Here is a 15,031-nt window from a genome sequence, read left to right as displayed (position 1 = left end):
AAAATCTATCCGGAAACTGCTGCCAGTGCTTCGGGGAGAGTGAAGCGACCGGCATACAATGCCTTGCCCACGATCGCGCCCTCGACACCCTGATCAACCAGGCTGGAAATGGCGAGTAGATCCTCGATGGTCGACACACCACCGGAGGCGACGACGTGCGCGTCGGTGACCGCGCAGACCTGGCTGAGAAGTTCGAGATTGGGACCGGTCAGGGTGCCGTCCTTGGAGACGTCGGTGACGACGTAACGAGTGCAGCCGTCACGGTCCAGACGCGCGAGGGTCTCCCACAGATCGCCGCCGTCGGTGACCCAGCCGCGACCACGGGTGCGGTACTGACCGTCGACGAGACGAACATCGAGGCCGACAGCGATCTTGTCGCCGTACTTGGCCAATGCACGCGCACACCACTCGGGATCCTCGATAGCGGCAGTACCGAGATTCACGCGAGCACAGCCGGTGGCCAGTGCGGCTTCCAGGGAAGCGTCGTCGCGGATTCCACCGGACAGTTCCACCTTGACCGTCAGGTCGCCGATGACGCCGGCCAACAGTTCGCTGTTGGACCCACGCCCGAAAGCAGCGTCGAGGTCGACAAGATGCACCCATTCGGCACCGTCGTTCTGCCACGCAAGAGCAGCGTCGCGGGGCGACCCGTAACCGGTCTCACTTCCCGCCTCTCCTTGCACGAGGCGAACAGCTTCACCGTTGACGACATCTACAGCAGGCAAAAGGACCAGGCTCACGTGCGGTAACCCTAGTAGGTCAGGACCTCGAACCGTCTTCCGGGTCACCGAACGCTTTTCGGGTCATCCGCTTGGATACGACGCCCATTGCCGCAATCGCAGCGACGACCCCCACGAGACCGATCACGAGGCCGACGCCCGGCGATGGTTTGAGAACAACGATGACGACAGTTGCGACCGCCAGCGCAGCCACAGCGGCGCCGAGCGAGAACAACGCCAGACGGGCGAGGGAGAAATCGTCACCGCGGTTCGGTCCGGATCCCCCGGTCACAAACTCTGCACCCAGTTGCTCAGCAACTCGGCGCCTGCGTCACCGGATTTCTCGGGGTGGAACTGCGTTGCCGACAACGCACCGTTCTCGACGGCAGCGAGGAACTTTCCGCCGTGATCGGCCCATGTCAGCTTCGGGGGTGCAATGTGCTCGGACGGCGCGAGCTCCCAACTCTGCACACCGTAGGAGTGGACGAAGTAGAAGCGGGTATCGGCGTCTATGCCCTTGAACAGGGTGCTGGACTCCGGAGCCTCCACTGTGTTCCAGCCCATGTGCGGCAGGACCTCTGCTTGCAGCCTCTCCACGGTGCCGGGCCATTCGCCACAGCCCTCCGCCTCGACACCGAATTCGACTCCCCGGTCGAACAGAATCTGCATGCCGACGCAGATGCCCAGCACCGGTCGGCCACCAGCCAGGCGTCTGCCGATGATTCGGTCACCCTGCACTGCACGCAGACCTTCCATACAGGCCGCGAACGCGCCGACGCCGGGCACCACGAGACCGTCGGCCGCCAGTGCAACCTTCATGTCGTTGGTCACCTCCACCTGCGCCCCGGTGCGCGCCAGTGCGCGAGTAGCCGAATGCAGGTTGCCGGAGCCGTAATCGAGTACAGCAATCGTGGAAGCGCTCATGCCCCAACTCTATCGGGCAACCCTGCTGCCGATCACTTTGCCGCCCGCGGCCAGTGCCGGGAGCAGAGCGACAACGACCGCAGAGACCGCGAAGACCCACGCATAGCCGGCAGTCGTGGCCACGAATCCCAACGCCAGTGCACCGATTCCGGTGCCGGCGTCGTAGCCGATGTTCCAGATCGCGCTGGCGGATCCGAGTTGCCTCGGGCCGGCAGCCTGAAACGCCATGACCAAGGACTCGTTCTGCACCGCCCCGAACCCCAGCCCGAAAAGGACCGCCGCGCAGAACAAGACCGGCGTCGACCCGCCGTCGACGTTGATCGCGAACAGCACCAATCCGATGGTCGACGACGCCAATGCCGGCGCGAGTGTCCGACCACTGCCGAGACGATCGGCGATCAGGCCCGCCGAGTACCGGCCGATCAACATCGATCCACTGGCGGTCGCCAACACCACACCTGCAACGGCCGCGCGCTCCGAGATTGCGATCGGCAGTAGAGACGACAGCCCGCCGAACGACGCGGACACGCACGCCAGAGCGAGCACCGGGACCAAGACGACGAACACACTCAACCGGGCGGATTCGCCGGTGGGCTGGGCGAAGATCTTCGGCAACCCGGCAATGGCCACCAGCGCGAGTGCCGGGATCAGCGCACCGAGAACGAACACCGGTGTTGCCGACCACCGTTCCATGATCGCAAGCCCCAGCGGAAGCCCCGCCATTTGTGACGCTGCGATCGCGATTCCCTGAGCGCCAGTGGCACGGCCCAGAATTCGTTTGGGCGCCAACTCGGCCACGAGCGCGCTGCCGGCGACCGTCAGCATGCCGAAACCGATTCCTCGCACCGCGGAAACCGCCAGGACGGGGCCGGCGTCGGCCGAGATCAACAGCACCAACGACGGTGGACCGAGGAGCAGACACCCGACTGCCAGCACGCGCCGGTAGCCCTGCGTCCGCAACAACCGAGGCACGAGCAGTTGCGTCAAGACCGTGGCCGCCATGAAGACACCGGTCACCGATCCGGCAAGCGCATCCGATCCGCCGGACTGCGCAACCAGCAACGGCACCACCGGCAACAGCAACGACCAGCCACCGAAAGCTGCTGCCGCCATGATCAGGACACCGATCATGCCCGGAGTGCGAAGCAACCCCGGTGATGGAGCAGGATCTTGCGTCTCAGACACAGTCACTTTTCGCGTCACAGACGCAGTCACTTTTCGCGTCACAGACGCAGTGCGCCTGCTACCGCCGCCAGAACCGCCAACGCCAGAAGGATTCCCGACGCAAGCTTGTTGACCTTGAACATCGAGTAGGCGCCGCCCACGGCAATACCCGCGCCGATGAACAGCAAGTAGGTGAAGAGGACGCTCACAGTGTGCCCTTCGTCGACGGTACGCCACTCACGCGCGGATCCGGCTCGACCGCCTCACGCAGAGCGCGCGCAACGGCCTTGTACTCGGCTTCGGTGATGTGATGCTGATCGCGGCCGTACAGAACCCGAACGTGCAGTGCGATACGTGCATTCAATGCGATCGACTCGAATACGTGGCGGTTGATCACCGCGTGATACGGAACGCCTGGGTACCCGCCGATGACGGAATGCACCATGTAGTCGGGCTCACCGGTGTGCACGCAGTAAGGGCGACCGGAGACGTCGACCGACGCGTGCGCCAGCGTTTCGTCCATCGGGATGAAAGCGTCGCCGAAACGACGGATGCCCTTCTTGTCGCCGAGTGCCTGGCCGAGCGCCTGGCCGAAGACGATCGCGGTGTCCTCGACGGTGTGGTGAGCGTCGATCTCGACGTCGCCCTTCGCCTTGACGTCCAGATCGAAGCTGGCGTGCGTACCCAACGCGTTGAGCATGTGGTCGAAGAACGGAACGCCGGTGGAGACGTCGACGATGCCGGTCCCGTCCAGATTCAGTTCGACGACGATGCTTGATTCCCGAGTTGTTCGTTCGATCCGCGCGATGCGATCGCTCATGCCGTCTCTCCTGAATTCGTGTCGACCAGCTGGGTGCCTGCGATTTCGTCACTGGCCTTGATGAACGCGTCGTTCTCGGATTCGAGTCCCACGGTGGCCCGCAGATATCCGGGGATGCCGATGTCGCGGATGAGAACCCCGCGGTCGAGGTATTCCTTCCACGCCTGTGCACCGTCGGTGAACTGACCGAACAAGATGAAGTTCGCGTCACTGGGAATCACTCGGAAACCGGTGTCCGCCAGCGCCTTCGACACTCGATCGCGCTCGGCGGACAAGGCGTGTACACTGCCGAGGGTCTCGTCGGCGTGACGCAGGGCGGCACGTGCCGCCGCTTGCGTGACCACCGAGAGGTGATACGGCAAGCGCACCAACAACAGTGCGTCGATGAACGCGGGAGCGGCGGCGAGGTAGCCGAGTCGGCCACCGGCAAACGCGAAAGCCTTGCTCATGGTGCGGGTCACAACCAGCTTGGCCGGGAACTCGTCGATCAGCGTCATCGCGCTGGGGGCAGCGGAGAACTCCGCGTACGCCTCGTCGACGATCACGATGCCCGGCGCCACGTCGAGGATGCGTCGCAGTTCCGCAATGCCGACGCTGTGTCCGGTCGGGTTGTTGGGGCTGGTCACGAACACGACGTCGGGTCGACGTTCCGCAATCACGGTGACGGCAGCATCCACGTCGAGTGCGAAGTCGTCCCGACGGAAGACCTCGACCCACTCGGTATCGGTACCGTCGGCGATGATCGGGTGCATCGAGTACGAAGGCACAAAACCCATCGCGCTACGTCCCGGACCTGCGAACGCCTGAAGAAGTTGCTGCAGAATCTCGTTCGATCCGTTTGCCGCCCACAGATTGTCGACGGTGACCGGTACACCTGTCTGCTTCGCCAGGTACGCCGCCAGATCCGTCCGCAACGCCACAGCGTCACGGTCGGGGTAGCGGTGCAGTTCCTTCGCGGCTTCGCGCACGGATTCGGCCACATCGTCGATGAGCGCCTGGGTCGGCGGATGCGGGTTCTCGTTCGTGTTGAGCTGAACCGGAACCGTCAACTGCGGTGCGCCGTACGCCGACTTTCCACGCAGGTTCTCGCGAATCGGAAGGGCGTCGACCGAAATCGACTCTCCAGGAGCACTACTCATCGCAGAGCCTCGAATCGCAGACGCACAGCCTCGCCGTGAGCCGGCAGATCCTCCGCATTGGCCAGCGTGATGACATGTCCGGCAACGTCTTTCAGTGCAGACTCGGAGTAGTCGATCACGTGGATTCCACGAAGGAACGTCTGCACACTCAGACCGGAGGAGTGGCGTGCACACCCGGCCGTCGGCAGAACGTGGTTGGAGCCGGCGCAGTAGTCGCCGAGACTGACCGGCGCCCACGGGCCGACGAACACGGCACCAGCGCTGGTGACCTGAGCTGCCACCCCGGTTGCATCCTCGGTCTGGATCTCGAGGTGCTCGGCCGCATACGCATTGACGACGCGCAGACCAGCGGAAACATCAGAAACGAGCACCGTGCCCGACTGGCTACCGGTCAGTGCCGTGGTGACGCGCTCGCGGTGCTTGGTGATCTCGAGCTGCGCAGCCAGAGCCTTGTCGACCGCGTCGGCCAAGTCGACGCTGGTCGTGACAAGAACGCTGGCGGCCATCACGTCGTGCTCGGCCTGGCTGATGAGATCGGCGGCAACGTGGACCGGGTCAGCGGTGTGGTCGGCGAGGATCGCGATCTCGGTGGGACCGGCTTCCGCGTCGATGCCGACCAGTCCGCGGCACAGACGCTTGGCGGCAGTGACATAGATGTTGCCGGGACCGGTGATGAGGTCGACCGGGACAAGCTCGGTTCCATCGGTGTCGGTTCCGCCGTAGGTAAGGAGGGCGACGCCCTGCCCGCCGCCGACGGCCCACACCTCGTCGACGCCGAGCATGGCTGCGGCGGCAAGAATGGTCGGGTGCGGCAATCCGCCGAAGTCGGCTTGGGGCGGCGAGGCGACAACAAGCGACCCGACGCCGGCCGTCTGAGCCGGCACGACGTTCATGACAACGCTCGACGGGTACACGGCATTGCCGCCGGGTACGTACAGCCCGACGCGCTCGACCGGAACCCAACGCTCGGTGACCGTGCCGCCCGGAACGACCTCGGTGACGGTGTCCTTGCGACGCTGATCGGCGTGCACCTTGCGGGTGCGCTCGATCGCAACCTCGAGTGCTTCCTTGACTGCGGGGTCGAGTTCACGAAGTGCGCGCTCGAGCTCGGCTGCGGGTACACGAACCGAAGCCGGACGAACGCCGTCGAACTTCTCGCCGAACTCGAGGGCGGCTTCTGCCCCGCGATCACGAACAGCTTCGACCATCGGGCGAACCTGATGCAGCACCGCGTCCACATCCACTCCACCTCGGGGAAGCGCGGCGCGAAGTTCGGCCGTGGATGGGGTACGACCACGCAGGTCGGTGCGGGCAAGCATGAGAGTTCCTCTCGTACGCAAACGGGGTGCCTGTGCAAGCGGCAGCAAACCGGTCCGGCATCACAGGCCCTGAACAGCGCGCCTGAAACACAGAACTGATGTCAATTATCCAGGATAGGCGCACCCCGTTTTTCACCGGTCCACCTGCAACGCTCACTGCAGGTCCGGCGCCCGCCGCCGGGCGAGTTCGATCAGCTCGTCCCGTCGAGGTGTTGCCACCGAGATTTCACGGCCGTCATGCAGACGAAAGCGGACCCCGTCGCCGGGTGACGCGAGAATTACCCGCATACCTGGGCCGGTCATTCGATAACCGATTCCGGAGCCCATCCCGATATGTACTGCAGTGGCAGACACAACTTCGTCCCACCGAAATACCTGACGCAGCCCCGGAGACAGCGCGATCGACACTCGTTCGACGTCTGTGGTGATGATCACGCGCACCTTCCACATGTACGCGGCCAACCCGAAGGACAGGACCGCGGACAACACGGCGCCGATGTAGCCCGCCGGGTCACGCTGCACGATCGCCGCGAACCCGCAGACAATTACCAGGACAATTCCGAGGACGACGCAGAATGCGACCGTCGAACGGCGCAGGAGTGGGCTCAACGAAATGGACTCGTGAACTTCGTGCACAGCACCCCCGCCTCGATCGCCGACAACCCCCACACCGTGGAACGGCACCGGGAACACGACCATCCCATTACTCGCGCTTTTATAACAAACACGTCACGCACAGCTAGGGTCCAAAGTCGTGACAGACAGTGACGTGGCCACGACCGCACCTCCGGCCTTGCCGACCCCTCAGCGATCCAGCGGACCGAACCGAGCACGGATCGTTGCGATTGTCGCATCCATCCTCGGCATAGTTTTGTGCGGCTCGATACCGTTCCTGCCGATCGAACAGGACACCGCCGCCGTCAACTGGCCGCAGGCCGGGTCGACGACAAGCGTCGAGGCGCCATTGGTCTCGTACACACCGTTGCGCATGGAGGCATCGATTCCGTGCGCGTCGATCAGTGAGTTGGCCGCCACCGGAGGAACGCTCGTCTCGACTGCTCCCCCGGGTGCCGCCGATGCGCGCCGCTACGGATTTGTTGCCACTGTCTCCCCCGAATCCGCCGACGCTCCCGCTCGGGTCGACGTTGTCCTGCGCGATCGAGTGTTGCTCTCGACACCCGTCGCTGATCTGCCGAGTGGATGCGCACTCACGCTCGCCGCCGAGCCGACCCGAACCACCTTCAGTGCCACCGGTTCCGAACCGCGCGTCATCGAGGGCGACAGCCGGCCACAGGTAGTCGGCGTCTTCAGCGACCTCGATTCGGCGGCAGCCGGTTTGAACGTCTCGATCGAGGCGGACTCACGCTTCACGTCGAGCCCGTCGGTGATCAAGACTCTCGCCATGATTCTCGGTGCACTCACGGCTGTCGTGTCCCTCTTCGCGCTGCACCGCCTCGACAACCGCGACGGCCGGGGCACACGCAAATTTCTGCCCGCCCGATGGTGGAAGTTCACCGTCCTCGACGGCGTCGTCGTCGGAACGCTGGTGCTGTGGCACTTCATCGGCGCTACCACCACCGACGACGGCTACCAGTTCACGATGGCAAGAGCCTCCGAGCAATCGGGCTACATGTCCAACTACTTCCGGTGGTTCGCGGTCCCCGAAACCCCGTTCGGAACGCCGTATTACAACATCCTCGGACTCCTGGCCCACGTCAGCACCGCAAGCCCCTGGGTCCGTCTGCCTGCTCTGTTGGCAGGCATCATCACCTGGCTCGTCATCAGCCGGGAGGTTGCGCCTCGGCTGGGCGCCGCCATTCGCGGAAATCGACTCGCCCTCTGGACCGGCGCGCTTGTCTTCCTCGCATTCTGGCTTCCGTTCAACAACGGACTGCGCCCCGAACCGATCGTTGCCCTCGGCGTGCTGCTGACCTGGTGCTCGATCGAACGCGCCGTCGCGACGAGACGACTTCTGCCGGTCGCAGTCGCGATCCTGATCGCCGGATTCACCTTGACTGCCGGCCCTTCCGGCCTCATCTGCTTTGCCGCACTCATCGCCGGAATACGCCCGATCATGCGCATCATCATCGAACGTGCGCGCACCACCGGTTACGTCGCGGCTGTCGGGCCACTGCTAGCTGCCGGACTCTCGATTCTCATCCCCGCGTTCGGCGATCAAAGTCTGGCCGCCGTCATCGAGATGCAACGCGTCCACTCGATCTCACCGAATCAGCCCTGGTTCGACGAGTACCTCCGCTATCAGTACCTCTTCAACATCTCCGTCGACGGTTCCCTGACTCGCAGATTCGGTGTGTTCGTCATGGTGCTGTGCCTTGGCGTCTGCACCGCGATGATGCTGCGCAAGGGGGGCCGGATTCCCGGTTTGGCCGCCGGCCCGTCACGCCGCGTCGTGGGGCTGACGATCGGCGCACTGCCACTGCTGATGTTCTCGCCGACCAAGTGGACGCACCACTTCGGAATCTTTGCCGGACTCACCGCCGTTCTGGCGATGATGACGGCCGTCGCCGTGGGAACGAAACTCCTGCGCTCGCCGCGCAATCGTGCCCTCTTCGCGGCGGCCGTCCTGTTCCTCCTCGCGGTGGCATTCACCGGCAGCAACAGCTACTACTACGTGTCCAGCTACAGCGTTCCGTGGTGGGACAAGCCTGTGTCCATCAGCGGACTCGGCGCGAGCACCGTCCTCCTCGGGCTGACGGTGCTGATGCTCGGCGTCGCCGCGTGGTACTTCTTCCGTGAGCCGTACACCGCGGGGAAGGAACCGTCCGCGAAGCACGCTCGACTGCTTGCCATCTCGCCACTGACGGTTGCCGCAGGTGCCATGGTCCTCTTCGAGGTGCTGTCCATGGCCAAGGGCGCGGTCACCCAGTACCCGGCCTATTCGGTGGGCCGTGCAAACGTCGACGCCGTTCTCGGCCAACACTGCGGACTCGCCAACGACGTTCTGCTCGAGACCGATCCGAACGCCTCGATGCTGACGCCCCTCTCGGGCAGCGTCGCCACAGCACTCTCCGCCGATGGGGCTACAGGATTCGATCCGAATGGCGTCGCCTCCGACCTTCGAGCAGACAAGGAAGCCACGGCTACCGGCGGCGCGAACACCGTCGACACCTCCGAGGACACCGCCGGCAACTCGGCCGGAACCGGCGGTGGCGCCGGACAGACCGGAGTCAACGGCAGTTCGGTCGCGTTGCCGTTCGGTCTCGACCCGGCGACAACACCCGTCATGGGTAGTTACGGTCAGCCCTCCCCCGGCACTCTGACCAGTGACTGGTACCAACTCCCCGACGTGGGCGAGAACGCCACACGTGGCGACATCATCTCGATTGCCGCGGCTGGTCGTGTTCGGTCCGTCGACAAGGACGGAATCGTCACCTACGGCCAGAACGTCGAGGTCGAGTACGGCACAGCGCGTGGCGTCGACGATGCCGAAACAGACGCTGTCGAAACACTCGGAAAGATCGCGCCCCTCGACATCGGCCCGGCGCCGTCATGGCGGAACCTGCGTGTGCCGTTGGATCAGATTCCCGTCGAAGCCAACAGCATTCGACTGGTCGTCAGCGACTACGACAGCAAGCCCGACCAATGGGTGGCCGTCACCCCGCCGCGGGTTCCGAAGACCCAGAAGCTCAACGACGTCGTCGGTTCACAGGCGCCCGTCATGCTGGATTGGGCTGTCGGACTGGCATTCCCATGCCAACGCCCCTTCGATCATCGGGTCGGTATCGCCGAGGTCCCCGAGTATCGGATCCTTCCCGACCATTCCGGTGCGCTCGTGACCAGTGCCTGGCAGGACCACTACGGTGGTGGACCGTTGGGGTGGATCGATCTGCTCCTGACCGCGCAGACCATTCCGTCGTATCTCGACAACGACTGGGCTCGCGACTGGGGTTCGATCGAGAAGTACACACCGATCGATCCGAGTGCAGTACCTGCCCAGGTCGACGAAACGACCGTTCAGCGCTCCGGGACGTGGAACCCGGGATCGATGACCATGGTTTTCTGAGCGGAATTTCTGAGCGGCTGGGTCACTGAGTGACACGGTCCAGCCGCGGGCGGATCGGACGAAACGCCTGCGACTGGACACTTGTATGACTTAGTCTCCCAGGCATGGGAGCCCTGTCACGGTCTATCGCGCCTGCGCTGATGGCACTGACGTGCCTGCTCGGGGCGCTGACCCTTCCCGCTCACGCCTCGGCTGAGGTACCGGATGACTTCCTCTGGGGCGTTGCCACCTCCGGGTTCCAATCGGAAGGTTCGTCGCCGGACAGCAACTGGTCTCGATACTCCGATTCCGGACGAACCCACGACAAGATCGGTGACTCGGTCGACTTCCGTCATCGCTACGCCGAGGACATCGACCGGGCGGCCGATCTGGGATCGAAGGTTTTCCGATTCGGCGTCGAGTGGGCGCGAGTTCAGCCCGCCGCCGGGAGCTGGAACGAGACCGAATTCGCCTACTACGACGACGTGGTAGCTCACATCCGCGCGCGGGGCATGACTCCGATGATCACGCTCGACCACTGGGTGTATCCGGGATGGGTTGTCGATCAAGGCGGCTGGACAAATCCGAAGACGGAAGCCGATTGGCTCGTCAACGCAGAGAAGGTAGTCGAGCGGTACTCCGGAATCGGGGCGCTGTGGATCACGATCAACGAGCCGACTGTGTACGTTCAGCGCGAATTGACCTACGGCGGAATCGCACTCACCCAGGCGCCGTCGATGTTCGACTCATTGGTCCGAGTCCACCGGGCGATCTACGACCGCATCCATGTTCTCGATCCCGGTGCCCGTGTAAGCAGTAATTTCTCCTTCATTCCCGGCGTGTCCGAGGCGATCGATTCGGTATTCACGGATCGAGTGCGCGACAAGCTCGACTTTCTCGGCATCGACTACTACTACGGTGTGGCCCTGAACAATCCGACTGCCGCGTACGCCGCACTCGACGAGTTCTACAACGTCACGCCGCAGCCCGAAGGCCTGTACGACGCATTGATGCGGTACTCGGGCAAGTACCCGGAACTCCCCCTCTACATCGTCGAGAACGGCATGCCCACCGACAACGGAGCGCCGCGTGCCGACGGATACACACGCGCGAATCACTTACGCGATCACATCTATTGGATGGAACGCGCCCGAGAAGACGGTGCCGACGTGATCGGCTACAACTACTGGTCCATCACCGACAACTACGAATGGGGTTCGTACCGACCTCGATTCGGCCTCTACACGGTCGATGTTCTCGGCGATCCCACTGCGGCGCGAATCCCGACCGACGGCGTCGACGCCTACCGCCGGATCATTCACGAGAACGGCGTCGGGGCCGACTACGTGCCCGTCATGGCCCCGGCTTTCTGCTCGCTCGTCGATCCTCCCCGCAGCTGTACGGCTACTCGATGAGGGCCGTTTTCCGAAATTCCTCCACTCCTCGTCGTTAGGATGTCCCATGCGAACACTGCGAAATATCGCCGGAACTGCCGCTGCCACCGCTGTCCTGATCCTGGTTGCCGGAGGCGCTGCGACGGCAGCCCCGAACCCGGCCGATTCACCCCGCGAGGCGCAAGCACGCGCCTACATCGACGCCCTCGTCTCCCATGACGTCTCCGATGTTCATTTCGCCCCGGATGCGACCCGCGTCGAAGCCGGACTCAAGACGGGGTTCTCCGGACCACAGATGTCCGCCGACCTCGAAAACGGCATCCAATACCGCGTTATCCAGGGCGTCCGAGACCTCGAGATGTCGGAGGCCTGGGACATCGTCTCGACCACCTACCTGCTGGACGCGGGAATCGGCGGCACTCGCCTCATGACCGTGGAGATTCGTGAAACCTTCGAAGTCCGTGACGGTCTCATCCACGACGTCGTCGCCGACATCATCCCGGTGTCTGTGTCGTGACGCGCGCCCGATAGCTACTGGGCGGTGCACCCGAGACTCGGGTGCACATCGCCGCGAAGGCAGCCGGCGTCGAGTATCCGAGTTCAGACGCAACGGCCGTCACACTGGCCCCGGCAGAAAGTTTCGGAAGCGCGTGAAGAATGCAGGCACGCTGCATCCACGACGACGCGCTCATCCCCGTTTCCGAGATCAGCAAGCGGTGCAGTGTTCGTTCACTGACGTGGAGTCGGTCAGCCCACCGCGTGGGCGAGTCATGGATCGACGGGGCTGCGAGATACTGCGCGCACAACGCCCGCAATCCCGGGTGCCGAGGCAGCGGGAGTTCCACAGGTAGGGGCGCAAGATCGCGAAGTTCGTGCAGGATCAGCTGAAGTACCGCGGCGCCGCGTCCGTGTGCGGGGAAGTCGTCCTCCACATTCAGCTCGACATCCACGTCGACTGCAGCGACAAGTAGCTCACGCAGGAGCGACGATACTGCGACGACTCGGCACCTGACCGGGAACCACGGCGCTGCGGACGATTCGATGTAGAGGCTTCGCGTGCTGACGCCGTCCATTGTCACGGCATGAGCGACACCGGCGGGAATCATGACCGCATTGGACGGCAGAACCGTCCACTCACCGTCTTCGGTTTCGACGTTCATCGCACCGTTCACAGCGAAGAGAAACTGGGCTCGCCGATGTTCGTGGGCCGCCAGCACGTGACCGGGTGGGTAGTCGGTTCCGATTGCGAGAACACCGCGGGGTGAGTGATCGACGTCGTTGATCGAGATGTTGCGCACCGGAGGAACCTACCGAGTCTGTGTCCGATTCACAATGGAACGTGGCGAACCTTCGAATGTGCGCCAACGGAGAAAGCGCTACCGTTCATCAAGTGCTTCACTACTCCCTCATCCTTCTCGCTTTCGGCGCCCTGACCGGAGTCACCACCGTTCTTTTCGGATTCGGTGGCGGGTTCGTCACTGTCCCAGTCGTTTACGCTGCATCGACGCTGAGGCCGGACGTCATCGATCCGATGCATGTCGCCGTAGCATCCTCGGCGGCCGTGATGGTGGTCAATTCACTCAGTGCCACAATCGCATTCAGGAAGTCAGGACGGCTTCGGACGGAGTACATCAGACCTCTGATCGGTCCCATCGCACTCGGAGCCGGGCTCGGAGCGGTTGCGGCGGGCCACGTAGACGACGGCGTCGTCCGGATTCTGTTCGTCATCTACCTGCTGGTGACAATCCTGGACAGTCTTCTGCGACAAGGGTTTCTGACACCACCTGAACCTCGCGAACATCTTGACCGTCACGGCGTCCGCGCTGTCGGGATAGGCATCGGTGCCGTCGCAAGTTTCCTCGGAGTCGGCGGGAGCGTCATGACGGTTCCGATGATGCGACGCGGCGGAGTTCCGATGGCCGACGCCGCCGCGAGCGCCAACCCGTTGAGCTTGCCTGTCGCCGTCGTCGCGACTGCGGTGTATGCGGTCTCATCAGGGCACAGTTCAGCCTCGGATCTGTCGGCGGGCAGAGTCGGCGCTGTCGACCTTCTGGCCGTCTGTGCACTACTCGCCGGTTCCCTACCGGCGATCGCGCTGAGCCGACGAATCGTCGGTGCCATACCGGACCGAGTCCATGCCGCCGCCTACATCGCTCTACTCGGCGTCGTCACGGCAGTGATGGTGATTGCTTAGCGAACGGCGTATCGCAGATAGATGACGCCGCCGTCGAAGGTTTTCTCCTCGAGCAGTTGCAGATCAAGCCGGCTTTCCGGGAGAGCTCGCAATCCGCCACCGATATTGACCGGACACAGGAACAGTCTGACTTCATCGACCAAACCCGCCGCGAAAGCACTAACCGCAACCGTCGGTCCACCGATCGAGATATCTTGTACCGCTTCGCTCTCGAGCGCACGAACGGCGTCGGCGTCGAAGTCCCGGGCAATCGTTGTGCGCGCCGTCGACACCTCGTTCAGCGTCGTGGAGTACACGATCTTGTCGATGCCACCCCAGATCTGAGCGAACTCGGCGGTCGCCGCCTCGATACCGGCAAACTCGTCCGGAGCCGAAGGTCCTCCTGCCACCGAAGAACGCTCGAGATCCTCGGATGCCATTGTTTCCCAGGGAATCATCGTCTCGTACATCCGGCGCCCGAGCAGGTACGTGCCGACTCCCCTCTCGAGCTCGTTGACGAACGCATGGACCTGCGCGTCGGGAACCGCCCAGTCGAAGTTTCCTTGCTCATCAGCCACATACCCGTCGATCGAGCAGATCGCCGAGTAGATCAGGCTCACCATCGGTCCACGTGCAGCACGTTGTCGACTGGTTCACGGGCGGCGGGTTTGAACGTCTCGCCGGTGAAATACGCCGTCGGGATGAGCGCAGCCTGATGGAATCCGGCCGGAATACCCAGCAGCTCGGCAACTTCCGCTTCACGCTGCAAATGCAATGTCGTCCACGCCGTACCGAGCCCACGTGCCCGCGCGGCCAGCGCGTAGCTCCACGCAGCCGGGAGTAGCGAACCCCACAGACCGGCTTGGTTCCCCTCCGGCAGCGTCTTGCCCGCCTTGATACACGGAATGAGAAGGACCGGCACCTCACCCATGTGCTCACCGAGCCACGCGACGCTGGTGCCCACGCGCTGTTGGATCGGCGCGCGATCGGGATCATCGGCGAAGAGTTTTGCCGCCGAACCGTGAGAGGCAAGGTACTCGTCGGTGACTTCCTTGTAGATCTGCCCGACTGCTGCACGCAGTGCCGGATCGGTCACCACCATCCACTGCCAGCCCTGGCGATTCGAACCGGAGGGCGCTTGCAGGGCGATCTGGAGGCATTCCTTCACCAGGTCCAACGGCACGGGACGGGTCAGATCCAGACGCTTTCGAACGGTCCGCGTTGTGGTCAGCAATTCGTCGGGTGTCAGGTCGAGTACGGGATACGACGTCATCTCCCGATCATTGCACTGTCGCGAGCAGTGAGCAGGACTGTCCGTCTACACTTTTCTGATCCCGTGCGTGCTCGTTGTCGGGAGTATTTCCCGATCAAAGGAC

16 protein-coding genes are annotated in these 15,031 nt (G+C 63.7%); 4 read left to right on the top strand and 12 right to left on the bottom strand.

Annotation, left to right across the window (positions count from 1 at the left end):
* Nucleotides 1–5: 5 nt before the first annotated feature.
* The 9 genes from priA to ACYP01_RS19385 form a co-directional block, all read right to left on the bottom strand.
* A complete protein-coding gene (gene priA / locus ACYP01_RS19425) occupies nucleotides 6–740 on the bottom strand; it encodes a bifunctional 1-(5-phosphoribosyl)-5-((5-phosphoribosylamino)methylideneamino)imidazole-4-carboxamide isomerase/phosphoribosylanthranilate isomerase PriA (protein WP_003942371.1) in 735 nt (244 codons plus the stop codon).
* Between the two features lie 19 nt (nucleotides 741–759).
* The gene (locus ACYP01_RS19420; RefSeq protein ID WP_042449550.1) at nucleotides 760–1,011 is read right to left on the bottom strand and encodes a hypothetical protein; all 252 of its coding nucleotides are present in this window, start codon (nucleotides 1,009–1,011) and stop codon (nucleotides 760–762) included.
* Nucleotides 1,008–1,643 carry an imidazole glycerol phosphate synthase subunit HisH gene (hisH, locus tag ACYP01_RS19415; protein WP_003942389.1) on the bottom strand — a complete coding sequence of 212 codons (636 nt, stop codon included), beginning with the start codon at nucleotides 1,641–1,643 and terminating at the stop codon, nucleotides 1,008–1,010. The genes ACYP01_RS19420 and hisH overlap by 4 nt, the downstream gene beginning before the upstream one ends.
* 9 nt (nucleotides 1,644–1,652) lie before the next feature.
* Entirely contained in the window at nucleotides 1,653–2,774 is a 1,122-nt protein-coding gene (locus ACYP01_RS19410; protein ID WP_166502959.1) for an MFS transporter, read from the bottom strand.
* A 92-nt stretch (nucleotides 2,775–2,866) separates the two neighbouring features.
* Nucleotides 2,867–3,016, bottom strand: coding sequence for a hypothetical protein (locus ACYP01_RS19405; protein WP_007732248.1), 150 nt, complete (start codon nucleotides 3,014–3,016; stop codon nucleotides 2,867–2,869).
* Complete coding sequence (hisB, locus tag ACYP01_RS19400; RefSeq protein WP_003942383.1) at nucleotides 3,013–3,627, bottom strand: imidazoleglycerol-phosphate dehydratase HisB; 615 nt, start codon at nucleotides 3,625–3,627, stop codon at nucleotides 3,013–3,015. The genes ACYP01_RS19405 and hisB overlap by 4 nt, the downstream gene beginning before the upstream one ends.
* A complete protein-coding gene (locus tag ACYP01_RS19395; RefSeq protein ID WP_387391055.1) occupies nucleotides 3,624–4,766 on the bottom strand; it encodes a histidinol-phosphate transaminase in 1,143 nt (380 codons plus the stop codon). Before ACYP01_RS19395 ends, hisB begins: the two co-directional genes overlap by 4 nt.
* Nucleotides 4,763–6,085: a histidinol dehydrogenase gene (hisD, locus tag ACYP01_RS19390; protein WP_007732254.1), complete on the bottom strand. Its 1,323-nt coding sequence runs from the start codon at nucleotides 6,083–6,085 to the stop codon at nucleotides 4,763–4,765. Before hisD ends, ACYP01_RS19395 begins: the two co-directional genes overlap by 4 nt.
* A gap of 153 nt (nucleotides 6,086–6,238) precedes the next feature.
* Nucleotides 6,239–6,784 carry a hypothetical protein gene (locus ACYP01_RS19385; protein WP_459681814.1) on the bottom strand — a complete coding sequence of 182 codons (546 nt, stop codon included), beginning with the start codon at nucleotides 6,782–6,784 and terminating at the stop codon, nucleotides 6,239–6,241.
* A gap of 55 nt (nucleotides 6,785–6,839) precedes the next feature.
* On the opposite strand from ACYP01_RS19385, the gene ACYP01_RS19380 reads away from it, so the two are divergent.
* The 3 genes from ACYP01_RS19380 (at nucleotide 6,840) to ACYP01_RS19370 (ending at nucleotide 11,999) form a co-directional block, all read left to right on the top strand.
* Complete coding sequence (locus tag ACYP01_RS19380; RefSeq protein ID WP_459681812.1) at nucleotides 6,840–10,109, top strand: arabinosyltransferase domain-containing protein; 3,270 nt, start codon at nucleotides 6,840–6,842, stop codon at nucleotides 10,107–10,109.
* A gap of 140 nt (nucleotides 10,110–10,249) precedes the next feature.
* On the top strand, nucleotides 10,250–11,503 hold the full coding sequence (locus ACYP01_RS19375) for a glycoside hydrolase family 1 protein (protein ID WP_082239003.1): 1,254 nt from the start codon (nucleotides 10,250–10,252) through the stop codon (nucleotides 11,501–11,503).
* Between the two features lie 46 nt (nucleotides 11,504–11,549).
* Nucleotides 11,550–11,999 carry a hypothetical protein gene (locus ACYP01_RS19370; RefSeq protein WP_459681810.1) on the top strand — a complete coding sequence of 150 codons (450 nt, stop codon included), beginning with the start codon at nucleotides 11,550–11,552 and terminating at the stop codon, nucleotides 11,997–11,999.
* On the opposite strand, the gene ACYP01_RS19365 is transcribed toward ACYP01_RS19370, so the two are convergent.
* Nucleotides 11,977–12,780, bottom strand: a complete 804-nt coding sequence (locus ACYP01_RS19365; RefSeq protein WP_042923086.1) for an AraC family transcriptional regulator — start codon at nucleotides 12,778–12,780, stop codon at nucleotides 11,977–11,979. The two genes, ACYP01_RS19370 and ACYP01_RS19365, sit on opposite strands and share 23 nt — an antisense overlap.
* A gap of 92 nt (nucleotides 12,781–12,872) precedes the next feature.
* Between ACYP01_RS19365 and ACYP01_RS19360 the strand changes: the two genes are divergently transcribed.
* Nucleotides 12,873–13,676 (top strand): sulfite exporter TauE/SafE family protein, encoded by an 804-nt coding sequence (locus ACYP01_RS19360; protein ID WP_276116760.1) that lies wholly within the window; start codon nucleotides 12,873–12,875, stop codon nucleotides 13,674–13,676.
* Here ACYP01_RS19360 and ACYP01_RS19355 read toward each other — a convergent pair.
* A complete protein-coding gene (locus ACYP01_RS19355; protein WP_003942403.1) occupies nucleotides 13,673–14,278 on the bottom strand; it encodes a dihydrofolate reductase family protein in 606 nt (201 codons plus the stop codon). The two genes, ACYP01_RS19360 and ACYP01_RS19355, sit on opposite strands and share 4 nt — an antisense overlap.
* On the bottom strand, nucleotides 14,272–14,928 hold the full coding sequence (locus ACYP01_RS19350) for a nitroreductase family protein (RefSeq protein ID WP_003942413.1): 657 nt from the start codon (nucleotides 14,926–14,928) through the stop codon (nucleotides 14,272–14,274). The genes ACYP01_RS19355 and ACYP01_RS19350 overlap by 7 nt, the downstream gene beginning before the upstream one ends.
* Nucleotides 14,929–15,031 lie beyond the last annotated feature (103 nt).

Source organism: Rhodococcus sp. no. 34 (genome assembly GCF_054589475.1).
Note: the sequence above shows the minus strand (reverse complement) of the source record. Positions and strands in the feature narration are given on the sequence as shown.